Below are 16,844 nucleotides of genomic sequence, written 5' to 3'. Positions count from 1 at the left end.
ACCCCTGCCCGCTCGGCCGTCCGCCTTCAGGTCGTGGCCGCGTGGGCGAGACGGGCGAGTGCGGCCTTGAGCCGGTCGGTGGACAGCCCCTGGCCGCGCTGGTGGAGGAAGACTTCGGGTGCGAGCGGTGCCAGCAGTGCGTCCGCGAGCGCCTCGGGGTCGGGGGTGTTCGCCTCCCGCAGGAGTGCCAGGACGTGGGCGCGCCAGAAGCCGTAGGCGCCGACGGCGAAGCGCTTCGCCCCCGGTTCGGCGCCCAGGGCGAGATGACTGTGCTGTTCCAGCAGGTCGATCATGGCTCCCAGGAACGCCGTCAGCCGGTCAGCCGGTGGCGCGCCCGGGCCGAGCGGTGGGTCGCCGTGCAGCAACTCGCCTTGCAGGAGCCGCTCGTGCTCGTCGAGGAGGGCCGCCGCTACGGAGGCGACGTCCGGGTAGCGCCGGTAGAGCGTGCCCCGGCCGACTCCGGCGGCACGGGCGATGTCCTCCATCGTGACCGTGCGGGGGTCATCGTCGGAGAACAGCCGTGCCGCCGCCGAGAGCACCTTGGCCCGGTTCCGCGCCGCATCGGCCCGTTCCCTTGTCGCTTCCGCCGCGTTCGTCTCCCTCGTCGCCACGTCGGTCAGCCTACGCCAGTCCGAGAAATAACCGGACACCGTGTCCAGTTGGTAGTAAGGTCGCCGCATCGCAACCGGACATGCCGTCCGGTTCGCCGTCCGGTGAACCATCCCTGAGACAGGAGTCGCCCCCATGCCGAACACCGCCGTCCCTACGCTGCTGCACCTCGACGCCAGCGCTCGCCGCCGCTCGTTCAGCCGGGAGGCCGGTGACGCCGTCGCCGACGGCTGGCGGGCGTCGCACCCGGAAGGGACGTACGTCCACCGCGACCTGGCGCTCACTCCGGTTCCTCAGATCGACGAGGCGTGGACCGAACTGTGCGACTACGTACTGGAGCACCAAATAACCGACATCGCGCGGTACCGGGAAGCAGTGCGTACCCCGGCCCAGGCCGCCGCCTGGGCGGTCATCGAGCCACTGCTCGAGGAACTCGTCGCCGCCGACGTGGTGTTGATCGCCTCCCCGATGTACAACTTCTCCATCCCCGCTTCGCTCAAAGCGTGGATCGACCAGGTGACCTTTCCGAGGATGTCCCTGGCCGGACGGCGATTCGTCGTGGCCTACGCCCGAGGCGGCGCCTACGGGCCCGGCACCCCTCGCCACCCGTACGACCACCAGGAGCGCTACCTGCGTGACTTCTTCGCCGGTCACTTCGCAGTCCCGGACGAGGACATGACCTTCCTGGGCACCGAGCTGGTCAACTCCCGTACCGACCCCGCGCTGGCGGCTCACCGCGAGGCACACGACGCCTCCCGGGCGGCCGCGCTGGCGGCCGCCCGGAAGATCGGAGCCTCGCTGTGAGCTGGCTGCTTCTCATCGCCGCGGGCCTGGTCGAGGTCGCCTGGTCGCAGAGCATCAAACCCACGGCCGGCTTCACCCGTCCCCTGCCCACGGTCCTGTGCTTCGCCCTCGCCGCGGTCGCTGTCTATCTGCTGTCCCTGGCGATGAAGGAGCTGCCGGTCGGCACCGCCTATGCGACGTTCACCGGAATCGGCGCGATCGGCGCCATCGCCCTGGGCGCCGTCGTCCACAAGGACCCCGTGACCGTCGGCCGTATCGTCGCCCTCGGCCTGATCGTCGCAGGCGTGGCTCTGGCCCGCGTGACCACGTCCGAAAGCTGAGCGCAACGGGGCCCTCCCGCCGTGCCCGTCCGTGGACGGAGCGGTGCCCCCCATCGCGGCCATGTCGGCGTCCATGCCGACGCTCCGCTGCGACGACGAGGCCGCCCGGAGCCCCTTGAAGCTCCTCCAGGCTGCCCCGGTGGACCGGCTCCAGCGACTGATCACCGAGTAGTGCGCCGACCGACGGCCGACTGCCGGTCAGCACCGCCGCCCGACGAGCCGCGGGTTACCGCACTCGCAGTACCTCCGCGCCGCCTGCGCCGTCCGCGGTAGCCGGATACGCGGCGGCGGCAGCGCGAAGTGTCCGCGTCCGGCGGACGACCGGGACCGGGCCCGGCGGAGATGCTCAGGCGAAACCCAGCCGCAGGGACAGGAAAAAGGGAGTGCCTCATGTCTGTTCGTCGCTTGCTCGCCGTCGTTGCGACCGCCTTTTCCGTGTGCCTTGGGCTCGCCGCACCGGCGGCCGCCCACGCCTCGGTCCAGCCGGTCGCCGCGAGCGTCTACTCCATCAGCCTCGGACGACTCGTAGCCGCCACGGGAGCGGGGCTGGGGCTGGCCGGCGTGGTCATCGCCTGGCGGGCGCTGGCCCGGCCCGCCGGTCGTCTCGGGGCTTCCAACGGGCCGTTCGGGGCAGCGGCGGCTGTTGTGGCGGGGGTCGTCGGCATGACCTTCGGCGGGCTGGTCGCGGCCACCGCCGACGGTGGGCTCGGCACCGGCAACGGGCTGGGCGGTGCCTACGTGGCCCTGCTGGTGGGACTGCTCGGCACCGCACTCGGCGGGGTGGCCCTGATCCGCTCCCGCCGCACGGCCTGACCGCGGCGGCCCGCCGACTCGGCTGCGTGCGGAGACCGACGCTCGCTTCCTGAACCGGCCGTCAGGAGCACGGCAACGCCTTGCGGCAGGTCCCTCGGGGCGAGAGGCCTGCCGCAAGAACACCGCTCGGATCAGTGCGGATGAGCTCACCGAACCTGTCCGGGGCTTCTACCAGCTGGAGCCGCAGTCCCGCATCTGAGACGACCCCTTGTAGAGGCAGACCATCACCGACGGATGCTTGGCGTTGTACACCGAAGCGGTCGTCAGCGCGGTGCTCTTTCCCTCCCCTGCCACACTTCCCAGCTTGAAGTACCTTCGCTCGCCGGTGGCGCAGTCGGTGTAGGCGAGCCAAGCGATGGCCCCGCTGCCGTCAGCGTCCTCGTCCCAGAGCTTTCCGCTGGAGACCCAGAGCCTGGAGCACTTCGAGAAGTCGTCGGAACTCGTGTTGAGGGTTCCCTGACCCCACGCTCCGTAGTACCAGCCGCCATCCGTCGAGTTCAGCGCGAAATCACGGGAGTAGGCCTGCGCACTCGTGGCCGTGAGCACCAGCGTGGCGACAACGACCCCGAGTGTCGCCATCACCCGGGCAATGCGCTTCATCATCGTCGGTCCCCCCTCACGTCTCACAGCCGATCCACTTGCCGCCGTCCTGGGAAGATCTGCACAGCATGAACCGGGGGAGCTTGGCGTTGTAGACGGGGCTGGTGCTGAGCCCCACCGTGCCGCCGTAGTGGGCCTCACCGATGATCTTGTGCTTGATCTTTCCGGTCGCGCAGTCGGTGTACATGAGGTACCCGACGACCCCGTGCCCGTCGCCCGCGTCGTTGTCATGCAGCCTTGAGGCGTACGTGCTGTTCACCTTCGCGTACGAACAGCCCGTGTTGGAGGACGAGCCGTGCGAGATGTAACCCTCCATCTGCCCCCAGCCGGCATTGATCTTGTTGCTCCATGTACCGGCACTCGCCGAAGACGCCTGCATCACCACTGCCGTCACAGCGACCGCACACGGCAGGAGCGTTCTCCTCAGCCAGACTGACCGTGCCATTCGCAACACCCCCTTGCTTTCTGTCGGCGGCGTCCTGAGGAGGAGGCCGCGCTGCGGAGTTGGCGGTCCGAGCCTCCTGGCGGACGCCGCACCTCACAATGGGGAACCGCTGTCCCGGACACCTCCCGTGGTGTCCACGCTGGTCACAGCCTTGCCTGCGAGGCTGTCCCGGACGGCGTCCGTGTCGCCGGACCGGAGCAGATACTCGATATCCGCCGAGCCCCGACCTCGGGTACACGGTGAGCGCCGAGCTCGAAACCGCGCTCGGCATCGCGGCGATCCTCGAAGAAATACGACCGCTTCACCGGCCGCCATACGGTCACCAACGTGTGCGGCAGCAACGTCGACGTATGATCACCACGTCGGCCGGCGCGGCGGTGTCCGAGAGGTCGGCGGTGCCGGGTCAGGCGAGGGACCCGCAGGTACTACGGCGGGGGGGGAGTGCACGAGCTGAAATCCGCGGTTGTGGTGATCACGGGCGTCATGGCGTCCGGCAAGTCCACCGTCGCCCAGCTGTTGGCCGAACGCCTCGACCGCTCTGTGCACCTGCGCGGGGACAGCTTCCGGCGGATGATCGTGTGCGGTCGCGAGGAAATCACGCCCGAGCCGACCGAAGAAGCGACGGCGCAGCTACGGCTGCGCTACCAGGCCTCCGCCGCGGTGGCGGACGTGTACGCGCGGGCGGGATGGACCGTGGTCGTCCAGGACGTCATCCTGGGTGACCATCTGAACGCCTACCTTGGGTCCGTCACGGCCAGACCGTTGTACTTGGTGGTCCTCGCCCCTGCCCCGGCCGCGGTGGCCCGGCGCGAGGCGGGCCGGGGCAAGAGCGGTTACGGCGCTCCCTGGACGGTCGACAGCCTCGACGCGGTCCTGCGTGACGAGACGCCGCGCCGCGGGCTGTGGCTGGACACCTCGCAGCACACCCCCGACCAGACCGTGGACCAGATCCTCACCGGCCTCCCAGCCGCCTTGATCCACGGCTAGGAGCATGTTTCATCACCCCCGCCTTCGGAGGGGGCACGCCGACTCCTGCCCGGCGCCGCGCACGGACAACCGACGGCGCTGAACCGGTGGCGCTGGACCGGCGGCGCTCTGATCAGCGACACGCGTCCGGTCCAGACCTATTGACGAAAGGTCTGGACCGCAGAACCCTCTCAGCGACCCCACACACAGGCGGAGGGAACACGGCATGCACGGAACGCCCGCTCGAAGACGACGCTCGTGGTATCTGCTCGGCATCGGCGTGGTACTGGCCTGCGTCGTCCAGCTCCTCACCGCAGCGGCCCCCCGCGCCGCGGAACTCCGGCACCCCGCGGCCCCGCCGTCCCGGGCCACCGAGTCCTGCCCGGTGAAGGGCAAGCCGTCCGGCAAGGTGCTCCAGGGCTACTGGGAGAACTGGGACGGCGCCGCCAACGGCGTCCACCCGCCCTTCGGCTGGACCCCCATCACCGACTCCCGCATCCGCGCGCACGGTTACAACGTCCTCAACGCCGCCTTCCCCGTGATCCGTTCGGACGGCACGGTGCTGTGGGAGGACGGTATGGACTCCACCGTCAAGGTCGCGACACCGGCCGAGATGTGCGAGGCCAAGGCCCAGGGCCAGACCCTGCTGATGTCCATCGGCGGTGCGACGGCCGGCATCGACCTCAGCTCGCGCGCCGTCGCCGACCGGTTCATCGAGACCATCGTGCCGATCCTGAAGAAGTACAACTTCGACGGTATCGACATCGACATCGAGACCGGCCTCGTCGGCAGCGGCAACATCAACCAGCTCTCGACCTCGCAGGCCAACCTCGTCCACATCATCGACGGCGTCCTCGCCCAGATGCCGTCAGGGTTCGGCCTGACGATGGCACCCGAGACGGCCTATGTGACGGGCGGCAGCGTCGTCTACGGCTCGATCTGGGGCGCGTACCTCCCCATCATCAAGAAGTACGCCGACAACGGCCGCCTGTGGTGGCTGAACATGCAGTACTACAACGGCAGCATGTACGGCTGCAGCGGCGACTCCTACTCCGCGGGCACCGTCCAGGGCTTCACCGCCCAGACCGACTGCCTCGACAAGGGCCTGGTCGTCCAGGGCACCACGATCCGCGTGCCGTACGACAAGCAGGTTCCCGGCCTCCCGGCCCAGCCCGGCGCGGGCGGCGGCTACCTGGCACCGTCGCAGGTCGCCCAGGCGTGGAACCACTACGGCGGCCGGCTCAAGGGCCTGATGACCTGGTCCCTCAACTGGGACGGCTCGAAGAACTGGACGTTCGGCGACAACGTCAAGGCGCTGCAGGGCCGCTAGAGAGCCCCTGGCTGCTCGGCCGCCGTGGCGAGCATGCGCAGGGACCGTGCCGAGGGCGACCCGGGGTCGGCCGTGATCAGGACGACTTCCTGGTCGTCCTCGGGCACGAGAAGGACATCGCAGTTGAGCCGCAGGCTGCCTGCCGTCGGGTGGTCGAGGGTCTTGGTGCGATGGCCCGGGGCGTGGACCGGCCGAGTCTCCCAGAGCTGACGGAACTCCTCGCTGCCGGCGTGCAGTTCGGCCAGCAGCGCTGCGAGCTGCCGATCGTGCGGGTAGCGGTCGGCGGCCCGCCGCAGCCGTGCCACCACGATGTGCCCGAACTCCTCGGTGTCCGAGCTCTCGGACCACCGCCCCTCGCCCAGGAACCGGCGGCGGGCCGGGTTCGCCGCCCTCCGCTCGAGGTCACCGCCCAGCAGGGCCCGGGCCAGCGGGTTCCAGGCGACGACTCCGTAGGCCGCGTCGGTGACGATCGCGCCGGTCTCCGGCAGGCGCCGCAGCATCTGGGCCACGTGCGGGCGCACGCGCCGTACGGCACCCCCGGCGGGCGGGGGAGCGCTCGTTCCGGCCAGACGGAACAGATGGCTGCGCTCGGCCGCGGTCAGCCGCAGGGCTCCGGCCAGCGCGTCGAGGATGCGGGGCGAAGGGCGAGGTCCGCGGGCCTGTTCGAGCCGCACGTAGTAGTCGACGGACATATGGGCCAGCTCCGCCACCTCCTCACGGCGCAGGCCCGACGTCCGGCGCGGGGCGCCGGTGGGAAGGCCGAGCTCGCGCGGACGAAGAGCCGCGCGGCGCTCCCGCAGGAAACGGGCGAGCTCCTGCCGCGCCATGATCCTCCTCCCGGTGCCTGGTACAGGTTGTCCCTGGCAGGGCGGGCACCGCCAGGGGACGGTGGCTGCCATGAACGATCGCACAGCACTGGTCACAGGTGCCAACAAGGGCATCGGAAAGCAGATCGCCCGCCTGCTCGCGGCCGAGGGCTTCGGCGTGTACGTGGGCTCCCGGGATGCCGAGCGGGGGCGGCGGGCCGTCCAAGAGATCGGCGGCGCCGCGCGTGCACTTGTCCTCGATGTGACGGACCAGGACAGCATCGCCGCAGCCGCGCAACACCTCGAACACCTGGACGTACTGATCAACAATGCGGGTGTCTTGCCCTCGCTCGCCCCGCCGACCGAATCCACCACGGACGACTTCCGCCGCACCTATGAGACCAACGTGTTCGGGGTCGCCGCGGTCACCAACGCCTTCCTGCCGGCCCTGTGCCGCTCCCCGCACCCCCGGATCGTCAATGTGTCCAGCGGGACCGGATCACTGACCTGGAGCACGAATCCGAACCCCCAGTTCACCCCCGGCAGCGGCGGTGCGGCCGTGTACCGGTCGTCGAAGGCCGCTCTCAACGCCCTCACCGTCCTGTACGCCCAAACGCTGGCCGAGGACGGTTTCAAGGTCAACGCGCTCGCCCCCGGCCTGCGGGCCACTGCCCTCAACCCCCGGTCGGCCGCAGCGGGCGGAGACCCGGCGGAGGCCGCCCAGGGCGCTGTACGCCTGGCGCTGCTCCCGGACGACGGGCCGACCGGCGGGTTCTTCTCCTGGGACGGAACGCCGGTGCCGTGGTGACGAACGGGCGGCGGGGTGGCGGGGTGGCGGATCCGCGGGACCTGGCATGATCGAGGGATGCCAGAAACCATGGTTGCGGCCTGCGACGGAGCCGCCAAGTCGAACCCGGGACCGGCGGGCTGGGCCTGGGTGCTCGCCGACTCGGCGGGCACCCCGCAGCGCTGGGAGTCGGGCCCGCTCGGCCGTACGACGAACAACGTGGCCGAGCTGACCGCGCTCGCCGAGCTGCTGGAGGCCACCGACCCGGCCGTGCCGCTGGAGATCCGGATGGACTCGCAGTACGCGATGAACGCGGTCACCAAGTGGATCGCGGGCTGGAAGCGCAACGGCTGGCAGACGGCGTCCAAGAAGCCGGTGGCCAACAAGGACCTCGTGGTCCGTATCGACACCCTGCTCGAAGGCCGCGAGGTGGTCTTCCGGCACGTCCTGGCCCACCAGGTGGACGGTGACCCGCTCAACGCCATCGCCGACGCGGCCGCCAGCACGGCAGCCACCGAGCAGGCTCCCGCCGGCACCGCTCACGGCGCCACCGACATTCCGCGTCCGAGCCCCGCGACCGAGGACAAGCCGCACCCGGCCCGCTCCCGCAAGGCCCGCACGAGCCGCCCGTCGAAGGGAGGAGGGGGCCCGGTGATCAAGGCGAAGTTTCCCGGGCGCTGCGGCCACTGCGACTCCCGCTACGAGACGGGCACCGAGATCACAAAGATCGCCTCGGGTTGGGGCCACCGAGCCTGCCGCGAGAACGCCACTTCCTCGTAGCGCGGTGAGGGGTGCTAGCTTCCTCCCCGTGGTGGCGTACCAGGAGGAGACCAGGGCGGCCTACGACGGGATCGTCGAGCTGTACGCGTCGATGTTCGCCGACCGGCTGGAGACGCAGCCGTTCTCGCGGAACATGATCGGCACCTTCGCCGAGCTGGTGCGCGGGACGGGCAACCCGCGCGCAGCCGACGTCGGCTGCGGGCCCGGACATCTGACCGCCATGCTCCACGACCTGGGGCTGGACGCCTTCGGACTCGACCTCTCCCCAGCCATGGTCGCCCACGCACGGCGGGCCCATCCGTCGCTGCGGTTCAGCGAGGCGCGGATGGAGGCCCTGCCGGTCGAGGACCGTACGCTCGGCGGCCTGCTGGCCCACTACTCGATGATCCATACCCCGCCTGAGGAGTTGCCCGCGCTGCTCACCGAACAGGCGCGTGTTCTGGCGCCCGGGGGCCTGCTCCTGGTCTCGTTCTTCGCGACCGAAGGACCTGAGCCCGTCCGCTTCGACCACAAGGTGACACCCGCGTACAGCTGGCCCGTGGACCGGTTCGCCGAGCTGCTGGCCGCAGCCGGGCTCGTCCCGTTCGCCCGACTGCTCCACGATCCGGCCTCCGAACGGGGCTTCCTGGACGCGCACTTGCTGGCGCGCCGCGACCGGCAGTGACCGCGCCGATTGCGGCACCGCCTCGGTAGGGGACACGGACGGCTCTCCGCCACGCCGCGCTCCGCGACGGTACGGCTGGTCGAGCGGTTGGGCGGTTGGGCGGTTGAGCAGACATTCGTCGTTGGGGCCGTCGTCATCCGGCCTGCCCGTGGTTGGTGAAGAAGTCGACGAGGCTGTGCGGGGCGTTGTCGTCGAGGCACAGCTTGTGTGCGCGGGAAGCCTGGTCGGCAGCGGCGGCACTGCGCGGGAAGAGGGCCTCCTCGTACGCGGCGAGTGCTGCCTCGGTGTCGTCCGGGTGCGCGGCGAGGGCGTTGCCGAGTTCGGCGCCGTCGTACATGGCGAGATTGGCCCCCTCGCCGGAGGGGCACATCAGGTGCGCGGCGTCGCCGAGCAGCGTCACCCCTGGCACGCGGTCCCAGCGGTGTCCGATCGGCAGGGCGTTGACGGCGCGCGGGACGGGGGCGGTCTCGCCGTCCGTGAGCAGGGCGGTGAGTTCCGGGGCCCAGTCGTGGAACTCCGCGGCGACACGGGCCGTCGCCGCGTCGGCGTCGGTGAAGTCGATGGCGTCCAACCACTCCTGTGGTTTGCTGAGTGTCGCGTAGGTGTGCAGGACGCCGTCCGGCTCGCGGTGGGCGCAGATCCCCTTTCCGGGAGCGAGCGCGAAGAGCGAGCCGTCGCCGACGGCCCGGGCGCCGGCCGGGTGGCGGGTGTCGGCGTCGAACAGGTAGGTCTCGATCAAGGCCGTGCCGACGTACTCGGGTTCGGCGTCGGACAGCAGCGGACGGATCCGCGACCATGCCCCGTCCGCGCCGACCAGCAGGCTGGTCATCGTGGTCGTCCCGTCAGCGAACGTCACCTCGTGCCGGCCGCCGCCAAGGGTCCGGGCCGCGGTGACCTTGCGCCCCCACTGGACCGTGTCGGCGGGCAGTGAGTCGAGCAGAATCCGCCGGAGGGCGCCGCGGGGCACCTCGGGCCGCCCGCCGGTACCGTCGTCGGGCTCGTCCAGCAGGACCTTTCCGTTCTTGTCCAGCACCCGCGACGCCTCGGCGCCCTTGTGGATGATGCCGAGGAACTCCTCGAACAGCCCGGCTGCCTTGAGCGCGAGCTGCCCGTTGTACTCGTGGATGTCGAGCAAGCCGCCCTGGGTACGAGCCGCCGGTGACGTCTCCGCTTCGTGGACCGTCGCCGGGATGCCGTGTACGTGGAGGACGCGGGCGAGCGTCAGTCCTCCCAGTCCGGCGCCGATGATCGTGACCGGTGGGGTCATGGTGCTTCCTTCCTGATCGCGGACCGCTGGGCGGACACCCGGCAGGTCATTCCTGGAACACCGTTCCAGGGCTCTCAGGGTGGAACGGTGTTCCAGTGCTTGTCAAGCTGGAACGGTGTTCCAAGGCGGCTAGGATGAGGGCATGGCAAGCAGGGCGCATCGTCCGGAACGACGGCAGGAACCGCTCTCCCGGGAGCGCATCGTCAGTGCCGCCGTGGAACTGCTCGACACGGTGGGCGAGGGCGGCCTCACCTTCCGCGCACTGGCCGAGCGCCTCGCGACCGGCCCCGGGGCGATCTACTGGCACCTCTCGGGCAAGGCCGAACTCCTCGGCGCCGCCACCGACGCTGTCGTCACCACCACCCTCACCGACGACGACACCGACGCGACGCCGCAGGAAGCAATCCGCGCACTCGCGCTGGGCGTGTTCGACGCGCTCGACGCCCATCCATGGATCGGCGCGTACCTGGCCCGCTCGCCCGGGCGGTCGACGATGCTGCGGGTCTTCGAACGCATCGGACGCCAGGTCCAGGCGCTCGATGTTCCCGCAGCCGCCCAGTTCACCGCGGCGTCCGCGCTGCTGAACTACATCCTCGGAGTGGCCGGTCAGAACGCCGCCAACGCCGTCAACGCCCGGACAGTGCAGCCGAACACGGACCGGACCGAGTTCCTCGACGCCGTGGCGACCGCATGGGCAGAGCTCGACCCCGACGAGTACGCGTTCACCCGCAGCGTCACCGACCAACTGCGCGAACATGATGACCGCGCGGAGTTCCTCGCCGGGATCGACCTCATCCTCGCCGGTCTCACCGCTCGTCGGTAGTCGTTCCCGACGGGAGCACGGCACCCGCTTGGCGCGGACGCTCCCTCGAAATGGGCAAGGCGGCGGAGCCTGCCGAATGGACAAGGCGGCGGAGCTCCTACCGGCGTCGGCATGCGCGGGCGAGCAAAGCCGCATGGGCAGCGCGAGCACACCGTCCTCGTCGGCAGCGGCGGTCGGCCCGGCCGTTGTCGTCCGCATCCGAGGACTCGGAGGCTGAGGATCGACGGACCGGTGGCGTCACGGTCTGGAGTCAAGCTCGGCCAGGTGGTGCAGCGAGTTGGTGAGATGCTCGGGGCCGAACGGCGGGAACTGGATGTACTCCCGGATGAACTGCGGCACCGCCGACCAGTCGTAGGTGAGCGTCACCTCGGTCTCGGACGGAGCGAGCGACGCGAGGTCGTAACGCCACGTCCAGCCGCCGAACTCCAGGTGACCGTCCTCCTTCTCCTGCCCAGGCAGCCAGCCGATGGCGTACGGCGGGTCGAGCACCTGGACCTTGTTGGCCACCTGGTAGGCACCGTCCGGATGGTTGGCGTGGTACATGCCGACCCGGAAGACCTGCCCCACCTCGGTCAGCGGTGCACGGTCGACAGCTTCCTGGACCCAGCCGGTGCCATCGATCGCGGCATGGGTCGTCGGGTCCGCCAGCACCGCGAACAGCCTCGCGGCGGGCGCAGCTGCGGTCAGGGTGACGGTCACTTTCTCCTGGTCCACTGCGTGCACGCTCCTTGTCATCTCCTCTTAGTCTTCCGTCCCCTCCCGCGCGGGCGCGAAAGAGGGGGCGTTCTCAAGGTGTAGACGGCGCGGCGCGGCAGAACTCATCGGTCGTTGCAGAGGGCCGGGGGACGGGCTGCTGCTCCTGCCGGGTGAATCGATTTCAAGCCCGCTGAAGATATGAAGTGCACGGTCACTCTCGCTCTCGGCCGCGCGGGCTCCTCCGGAAACGCGGCCCGGCCCGGGAGCGAGGCCAAGGACGTCACGCCTCTCACTCAACGCAGTTCCGGACCACTCGGGGCCCCTCTGGCTCCCATGGCTCCATCGTCCGCCGAGGATGGAGCCATGGGAGCCATGGAGCCTGCAACCGGTGCAACGGAGCCGTCAGGCAAGCGCCGCTTGGCCCGTCTGGAGCTTCCAGAGGTTGGCGTAGGTACCGCCGCGTGCCACGAGCTCCCGATGCGCGCCTTGTTCGATCACCCGGCCGCCCGAGCCCATGACGTAGATCCGGTCGGCGCTTTGGACGGTGGACAGCCGGTGGGCGATGACGACCATCGTACGGCCCGTCCCGAACACATGCAGTGCCTGCTGAATGACGGCCTCGGTCTCGTTGTCGACCGCGGACGTCGCCTCGTCGAGGATGACGACCGGTGGATCGCGCAGGATGGTGCGGGCCAGCGCGATGCGCTGCTTCTGGCCGCCCGACAGCGCGGCACCCCGTTCCCCGATCATGGTGCCGTAGCCGTCCGGCAGGGACTGGATGAATGCGTCGGCTCCGGCGGTGCGCGCGGCGCTGAGGAGCTGGTCGTCAGTGGTGTGGAAGGCGCCGTAGCGGATGTTGTCCGCGACCGATGCGTCGAACAGGAACGGCTCCTGAGCGACGTATCCGATGGCGCGGCGCAGGTCGGGCAGGGCGAGGGTGCGCACATCGGCGCCGTCGAGCAGCACCTGCCCCCGGTCGGGGTGGCGGAAGCGCAGCAGCAGCTTGGCGACGGTGGTCTTGCCCGCGCCGGTGGTGCCCACGATGGCGGTGGTCCGACCGGGGGAAATGAGCAGTGACGTGTCGTGGAGGGCCGGGGCCCGTCCGGGGTAGGAGAAGGTCACCTTCCGCAATTCGACTTCTCCCTTCACCTGCTGGAGGGGGAGGTCGCGCCCTTCGGAGACGGGCTCGACAGGGAGGCCGTGCAGATGCTCCACCCGGTCCAGTGCGGTGAGAGTGCGCTGGTACTGGTCGGAGGCACTGCCCATCCTGGAGATCCGCGACAGGGCGATACCCGGCATCTCGACCATCGGGCCGAACGCCGCGAGCGACAGCTTGCCCCGCAGTACGGCCCTGCCGCCCAGCAACACCGTGCCGACCAGGGCCGAGCCACCGACCAGACGCAGGAGGTTGCGCAGCAGTGCGGCGCTGCGTGCCGTGGCGCGGTCAGCCACGCTGCACTCCTGGTTCAGCTCGCCGATGCGGGACAGCTCGTGCTTCTCGGTGACCGCGGACTTGATGGTCGTATGGGCGTGCAGGTTCTCGGTCATCCGGCTGCTCAACTGCGCACGCTGAGCCTCGGAGTGGGCGTGACTGGTGACCGCGCGCTCGTGAAGGCGGAAAGTCAGCCAGGCGATGAACGGCACAGGCAGGAAGGCGAACCAGGCGAGCTGTGGCGCGACGAACACGAACATGGGGACGAGCAGTCCCAGGCTTGCCACCATCTGGACGACGTCGTGCATATGCGAGCCGATGAAGACGCCGAACTGGCTGATGTCCTCCGACAGGACAGTGTTGACCCGGCTGACGCGCTCGCTCTCCAGGTCGGCCGGCGCAGCCTGCTGGACGTGCGCGTAGGCGCGGGTTCGCCAGTCGGCTTCGACGTCATGTCCCAGTCGGCGCCAGGCGACGCCGGCACCGTAGCCCGCGGCCGACATGGCAAGGCAGGCCAGCCCGGCGGCTCCCGCGAGCATCGACAACTGACCGGCGAGGCTGGGCACGCCCAGTCCGGCCAGGGTGGCACTGCCGCCCTTGGCGAGCACCAGCACGGCGGACGGGGTCAGCGCGAACAACGCCATCTCCGCCAGCTGTGAGAGCCCCGACAGCAGTGCTGCCACGCCGAACTGGCGCTTGTGCGGGCCCATGAGGCGCCACAGGGCATGACGACGCGGAACGGCTCCGTCCGACTGCTGCGGAGCGGCACCGTCCGACTGCCGCTGTATCAGCGCTGCGGATCTGCGGCTCGTCCGCCGGACGACGACTGTCGTGGCCGCGGCCGCTACTCCGAGAGCGACGAGGGGGCTGCTGAAGATCCCGAGAAGGAATGAACCTCCGCCGACGGCCGCCGCAGTCGCACCACCGAGTCCGAGGACCACCGGAAGCCAACTCCTGGTGGTCGCGCCCTCCTTCTGGCTGTGAAGCCCCGCTGCGCGACCGCCATGGAGACCGCTGTGAAAACCGGTGTCCTGTGGTGGTTCCGCCCGTTCGCGACCACTCCCGGCGGGCTGCGCGGTCGAGTCGCGGCCGCGCGCAGTCGGCACGGACTTGAGCAAGGCGGTCCGTGCCCGGTCGACTGCCCTGCCCAGCAACCGGGCGGCCTCCCGCGGGCTGAGCGTACGGTCGTGCCGCAGGAGCACCCGCCCGGTGACCGGACTGGCGCGTACCTCCTCGATGCCGGGGGCCTGGATGAGCGACGCCTCGATCAGCCGCGCAAGGTTGGGCCGGCCGCGGACAGGATCCACTTCCCAGCGTTGGCGGCCCGGGACGACCGAGCGGGGCCGCAGCAGAGTTCTCGAGCGAGCGCTGTGCGACATCGGGGCATGGACGGGTGGGCTCACGGTCAAGGCCATCGCAACAATCGCTGGGTTCCGGACACGGGATGCCACGGTGACGCGCCGGCACAAGCCACAGCACCACCGACAGCAATTGCTTCAACGAACCCGTCTGGCGCGTGTCACGGCACGGAAAGGCCTGCCTCCGGAACTGCCCCGGAGAAGTCCCTGAGTGTTGGTCCGAACGGGTGAACAGCCGACCCGTCGACCAGAGGTACGCAACGCGGCGGCCCGGGTCGGCAGCCGACGCGGTGCCGGGGCACGACCCCGCGCCCACGGGGGGTGCGCCCGGCCTGAGGCGAAGACCCGTTCGTGCTGCGAGTCGAAGCCCCGGCTTGAGCAGGTCGATCCGCTGCAGCGCTGTCAAGGGGATGCCGTCAGCCGCAGTTGCTCTTGGTCTGGTGGCTCGCCAGTGGACAGCGCTCCCGCTGGCCCCACTTCTCTCAGCCGCCCTGCCACAGTGACCAGGCAGCTCCTCGGCGATGCCCTGGTAGGAAGCAACTGTCTTGCTATGTGGGCACTGCCCTACTTGCACGGCCAGGTAGCTGACCGAAAGTGGTGCACTCGCCCACAAGGTCCATGGCTCGCCGCAGACCGCACCGAGCATCGTCTACTGACCGCAACGGCTCCAGAGGAGCTGAGCATGACAGATGGCGCTGCCCCCCTCTCCCCTGAGGGGGCGTCTTCTCTGGGCCGTCACTCCTCGAAGGGGGCGGCGAGCAGCAGGTCTTCCACGGTGGGCACCGAGAAGTCGGGGATGTGACGGCGGCCGACCTCGGCGAAGGGGTGCATCTGCACCGAGATGGGCTTGTCGCGGCACAGCGACAGCATCTTGGCGAGCGCGTCTTGCTTGAACCCTTCCCGGGGGAAGGCGGTGAGTATTTCCCCGAGAGTGTCGGAGAGGATCCTCCGCAACTCGTTCCCCGTGAAGTCGAGTCCGGAGCCGACGGAGACCATGGCGACCTCCGGCCTCTTCCGGTTGGCGATCCCGGCATTGGTGTGCAGGGCGATCGCGTCCCAGACGACCGCCACCCGGTCATCCGACATTCGCTGCTTCCGCAGGAAGCGCTGGGCGGCGTCGGCGCCGTCCACTTCGAAGCGCTCAATCGGACTCCGATACGCCTCGACCAACCCGAGGTCGTGCAAGGCTGCCGCGACGAATACCAACTCGCGGTCATAGCGAACGTCCCGCTGGTCGAACAGCACACAGCCGAAGAGATATGTCCGCATCACATGGGGTGTTCGCTGATGCTGGGAGCCTATGGACGGCCCTGTGGCGCCAACACCTGCGAAAGTGCCGAGGAACCCCTGAGTCTCGCCAGCGCGGTTGCACATGCGCTCGACAAGCGTGCTTAGAGTCTTCCCATGACCGATACGACAACCTTTGACGAGACCCCCGCGGCCAGGGCCGCCCGCTTCCGTACTGAGGCCGCCGCGCGGGGGATTCCGGCGGCCGAGGTGGAGGCGTATATCCGCATCGCCCGCCCGGCGGTCTACCTTGCCGAGGACGGCCCCGGCCCGGTAGCGGCAGTGACCGGTGGGAACCCGCCCCTGCCGGAGGGCGCCCCCACGCCGACAACCGCCTTCGTCGCGGCCGTCGACTGTGCGTCCCTTCCCCCTGGGGCGACGGACCTGCCGCTGCCGGCCGAGGGCCGGCTGCTGTTCTTCGCCGACCCCGATCCGGGCAGCGGGCATGTGACCGCCGACGCGGTGCGGTACATACCGGCCGGGACACCGTCGTCCGAGCGGCCGGTCGATCCGGACACGGGCCCGGTGACGTACCACCGGGCGCGGCTGGACCTCTGCTTCCACCAGTGGTCATGGCCCACCCCGGAGGAGGACGACGACGAGGAGTCGCAGCGGGAGGCCGAGCTGGAGTCCGCCTGGTCGCACGTGGTCGGCTGGCGCCCGCACTGGCGCTTTCAGCTCGGCGGACACCCGAATGCCTTCAACTGGGACCCGGTCGAGGTGGCCCGGGAAGAGGAGCCGCTGTCCGTCGCGGAAGGAGCGGATGGAGAGGAAGGAGACGACTGGACACTGCTGGCCACCTGGCGCGGCGGGGACGACTGCGAGGAACTGGAGTCGGCCCTCTTCCACTGGGTGATACCCCGGGCCGACCTTGCCGCCCTCCGTTTCGACCGGGTGTACGTATACGTCGACGCGTTCTGATCACCCCTCCCGCCTGGGCGCCGTAGTCGCGGTCGCCTACGGGGGAGCGGGTTGGACGAGCGCGCATGGCTGTGAGCTTCTGAGCGATGGCCGAGGTCAGGCAGGCGCGGCTGTACTGGTGGTCACACACCAGCCG

The 16,844-nt window shown here is 70.0% G+C and carries 19 protein-coding genes; 11 read left to right on the top strand and 8 right to left on the bottom strand.

The window, feature by feature from the left end; genetic code table 11:
- Window positions 1–26: 26 nt before the first annotated feature.
- Window positions 27–611 (bottom strand): TetR/AcrR family transcriptional regulator, encoded by a 585-nt coding sequence (locus HC362_RS01550; protein WP_243081957.1) that lies wholly within the window; start codon window positions 609–611, stop codon window positions 27–29.
- A 133-nt stretch (window positions 612–744) separates the two neighbouring features.
- Between HC362_RS01550 and HC362_RS01545 the strand changes: the two genes are divergently transcribed.
- The 4 genes from HC362_RS01545 to HC362_RS01535 all read left to right on the top strand — a co-directional run bounded on the left by HC362_RS01545 (window position 745) and on the right by HC362_RS01535 (window position 2,546).
- Window positions 745–1,413: an NAD(P)H-dependent oxidoreductase gene (locus tag HC362_RS01545; RefSeq protein WP_243081956.1), complete on the top strand. Its 669-nt coding sequence runs from the start codon at window positions 745–747 to the stop codon at window positions 1,411–1,413.
- Window positions 1,410–1,733: a multidrug efflux SMR transporter gene (locus tag HC362_RS01540; RefSeq protein WP_243081955.1), complete on the top strand. Its 324-nt coding sequence runs from the start codon at window positions 1,410–1,412 to the stop codon at window positions 1,731–1,733. The genes HC362_RS01545 and HC362_RS01540 overlap by 4 nt, the downstream gene beginning before the upstream one ends.
- 43 nt (window positions 1,734–1,776) lie before the next feature.
- A complete protein-coding gene (locus tag HC362_RS34855; RefSeq protein ID WP_279240057.1) occupies window positions 1,777–1,905 on the top strand; it encodes a hypothetical protein in 129 nt (42 codons plus the stop codon).
- Window positions 1,906–2,123: 218 nt separating this feature from the next.
- Window positions 2,124–2,546, top strand: a complete 423-nt coding sequence (locus HC362_RS01535) for a DUF6223 family protein (protein WP_243081954.1) — start codon at window positions 2,124–2,126, stop codon at window positions 2,544–2,546.
- Between the two features lie 168 nt (window positions 2,547–2,714).
- Here HC362_RS01535 and HC362_RS01530 read toward each other — a convergent pair whose 3' ends face one another.
- Together HC362_RS01530 and HC362_RS01525 are read right to left on the bottom strand one after the other, a co-directional pair.
- The gene (locus tag HC362_RS01530; RefSeq protein ID WP_243081953.1) at window positions 2,715–3,149 is read right to left on the bottom strand and encodes a hypothetical protein; all 435 of its coding nucleotides are present in this window, start codon (window positions 3,147–3,149) and stop codon (window positions 2,715–2,717) included.
- 13 nt (window positions 3,150–3,162) lie between these two features.
- Complete coding sequence (locus HC362_RS01525) at window positions 3,163–3,591, bottom strand: hypothetical protein (RefSeq protein WP_243081952.1); 429 nt, start codon at window positions 3,589–3,591, stop codon at window positions 3,163–3,165.
- A gap of 441 nt (window positions 3,592–4,032) precedes the next feature.
- On the opposite strand from HC362_RS01525, the gene HC362_RS01520 reads away from it, so the two are divergent.
- Both HC362_RS01520 and HC362_RS01515 read left to right on the top strand, forming a co-directional pair.
- The gene (locus HC362_RS01520; protein WP_279240056.1) at window positions 4,033–4,578 is read left to right on the top strand and encodes an AAA family ATPase; all 546 of its coding nucleotides are present in this window, start codon (window positions 4,033–4,035) and stop codon (window positions 4,576–4,578) included.
- A 205-nt stretch (window positions 4,579–4,783) separates the two neighbouring features.
- Window positions 4,784–5,887 (top strand): chitinase, encoded by a 1,104-nt coding sequence (locus HC362_RS01515; RefSeq protein WP_243081951.1) that lies wholly within the window; start codon window positions 4,784–4,786, stop codon window positions 5,885–5,887.
- Here the strand turns inward: HC362_RS01515 and HC362_RS01510 are convergent.
- A complete protein-coding gene (locus HC362_RS01510) occupies window positions 5,884–6,714 on the bottom strand; it encodes a helix-turn-helix transcriptional regulator (protein WP_243081950.1) in 831 nt (276 codons plus the stop codon). The genes HC362_RS01515 and HC362_RS01510 overlap by 4 nt on opposite strands.
- A gap of 70 nt (window positions 6,715–6,784) precedes the next feature.
- Here HC362_RS01510 and HC362_RS01505 point away from each other — a divergent pair, with 70 nt between their 5' ends.
- The 3 genes from HC362_RS01505 (at window position 6,785) to HC362_RS01495 (ending at window position 8,924) form a co-directional block, all read left to right on the top strand.
- Window positions 6,785–7,501 carry an SDR family oxidoreductase gene (locus HC362_RS01505; protein ID WP_243081949.1) on the top strand — a complete coding sequence of 239 codons (717 nt, stop codon included), beginning with the start codon at window positions 6,785–6,787 and terminating at the stop codon, window positions 7,499–7,501.
- A 69-nt stretch (window positions 7,502–7,570) separates the two neighbouring features.
- On the top strand, window positions 7,571–8,260 hold the full coding sequence (locus HC362_RS01500; RefSeq protein WP_243088308.1) for a ribonuclease H: 690 nt from the start codon (window positions 7,571–7,573) through the stop codon (window positions 8,258–8,260).
- Between the two features lie 28 nt (window positions 8,261–8,288).
- A complete protein-coding gene (locus HC362_RS01495) occupies window positions 8,289–8,924 on the top strand; it encodes a class I SAM-dependent methyltransferase (protein ID WP_243081948.1) in 636 nt (211 codons plus the stop codon).
- 133 nt (window positions 8,925–9,057) lie between these two features.
- Here HC362_RS01495 and HC362_RS01490 read toward each other — a convergent pair whose 3' ends face one another.
- Window positions 9,058–10,191 carry an NAD(P)/FAD-dependent oxidoreductase gene (locus HC362_RS01490; RefSeq protein ID WP_243081947.1) on the bottom strand — a complete coding sequence of 378 codons (1,134 nt, stop codon included), beginning with the start codon at window positions 10,189–10,191 and terminating at the stop codon, window positions 9,058–9,060.
- Window positions 10,192–10,333: 142 nt separating this feature from the next.
- Between HC362_RS01490 and HC362_RS01485 the strand changes: the two genes are divergently transcribed.
- Window positions 10,334–11,014, top strand: a complete 681-nt coding sequence (locus tag HC362_RS01485) for a TetR/AcrR family transcriptional regulator (RefSeq protein ID WP_243081945.1) — start codon at window positions 10,334–10,336, stop codon at window positions 11,012–11,014.
- Window positions 11,015–11,251: 237 nt separating this feature from the next.
- Here the strand turns inward: HC362_RS01485 and HC362_RS01480 are convergent, their stop codons facing one another.
- From HC362_RS01480 to HC362_RS01470, 3 genes are all read right to left on the bottom strand, one after another.
- Window positions 11,252–11,728, bottom strand: a complete 477-nt coding sequence (locus HC362_RS01480) for a polyketide cyclase (RefSeq protein ID WP_243081944.1) — start codon at window positions 11,726–11,728, stop codon at window positions 11,252–11,254.
- A gap of 384 nt (window positions 11,729–12,112) precedes the next feature.
- A complete protein-coding gene (locus HC362_RS01475; RefSeq protein ID WP_347568406.1) occupies window positions 12,113–14,449 on the bottom strand; it encodes an ABC transporter ATP-binding protein in 2,337 nt (778 codons plus the stop codon).
- A gap of 786 nt (window positions 14,450–15,235) precedes the next feature.
- Complete coding sequence (locus HC362_RS01470; protein ID WP_279240055.1) at window positions 15,236–15,769, bottom strand: HD domain-containing protein; 534 nt, start codon at window positions 15,767–15,769, stop codon at window positions 15,236–15,238.
- 135 nt (window positions 15,770–15,904) lie between these two features.
- On the opposite strand from HC362_RS01470, the gene HC362_RS01465 reads away from it, so the two are divergent.
- A complete protein-coding gene (locus HC362_RS01465; RefSeq protein WP_243081938.1) occupies window positions 15,905–16,708 on the top strand; it encodes a DUF1963 domain-containing protein in 804 nt (267 codons plus the stop codon).
- The last annotated feature ends 136 nt before the right edge of the window (window positions 16,709–16,844 follow it).

The organism is Streptomyces sp. 891-h (assembly GCF_022760275.1).
GTDB lineage: Bacteria > Actinomycetota > Actinomycetes > Streptomycetales > Streptomycetaceae > Streptomyces > Streptomyces spirodelae.
This window is presented reverse-complemented; position numbering and strand designations above follow the sequence as displayed.

Excerpts from the sequence above, each read along its gene's own strand:
- HC362_RS01545 (WP_243081956.1), top strand. The coding sequence starts at position 745 with ATGCCGAACACCGCCGTCCCTACGCTGCTGCACCTCGACGCCAGCGCT.
- HC362_RS01535 (WP_243081954.1), top strand. The coding sequence starts at position 2,124 with ATGTCTGTTCGTCGCTTGCTCGCCGTCGTTGCGACCGCCTTTTCCGTG.
- HC362_RS01530 (WP_243081953.1), bottom strand. The coding sequence starts at position 3,149 with ATGATGAAGCGCATTGCCCGGGTGATGGCGACACTCGGGGTCGTTGTC.
- HC362_RS01525 (WP_243081952.1), bottom strand. The coding sequence starts at position 3,591 with ATGGCACGGTCAGTCTGGCTGAGGAGAACGCTCCTGCCGTGTGCGGTC.
- HC362_RS01515 (WP_243081951.1), top strand. The coding sequence starts at position 4,784 with ATGCACGGAACGCCCGCTCGAAGACGACGCTCGTGGTATCTGCTCGGC.
- HC362_RS01510 (WP_243081950.1), bottom strand. The coding sequence starts at position 6,714 with ATGGCGCGGCAGGAGCTCGCCCGTTTCCTGCGGGAGCGCCGCGCGGCT.
- HC362_RS01505 (WP_243081949.1), top strand. The coding sequence starts at position 6,785 with ATGAACGATCGCACAGCACTGGTCACAGGTGCCAACAAGGGCATCGGA.
- HC362_RS01500 (WP_243088308.1), top strand. The coding sequence starts at position 7,571 with ATGGTTGCGGCCTGCGACGGAGCCGCCAAGTCGAACCCGGGACCGGCG.
- HC362_RS01490 (WP_243081947.1), bottom strand. The coding sequence starts at position 10,191 with ATGACCCCACCGGTCACGATCATCGGCGCCGGACTGGGAGGACTGACG.
- HC362_RS01485 (WP_243081945.1), top strand. The coding sequence starts at position 10,334 with ATGGCAAGCAGGGCGCATCGTCCGGAACGACGGCAGGAACCGCTCTCC.
- HC362_RS01470 (WP_279240055.1), bottom strand. The coding sequence starts at position 15,769 with ATGCGGACATATCTCTTCGGCTGTGTGCTGTTCGACCAGCGGGACGTT.
- HC362_RS01465 (WP_243081938.1), top strand. The coding sequence starts at position 15,905 with ATGACCGATACGACAACCTTTGACGAGACCCCCGCGGCCAGGGCCGCC.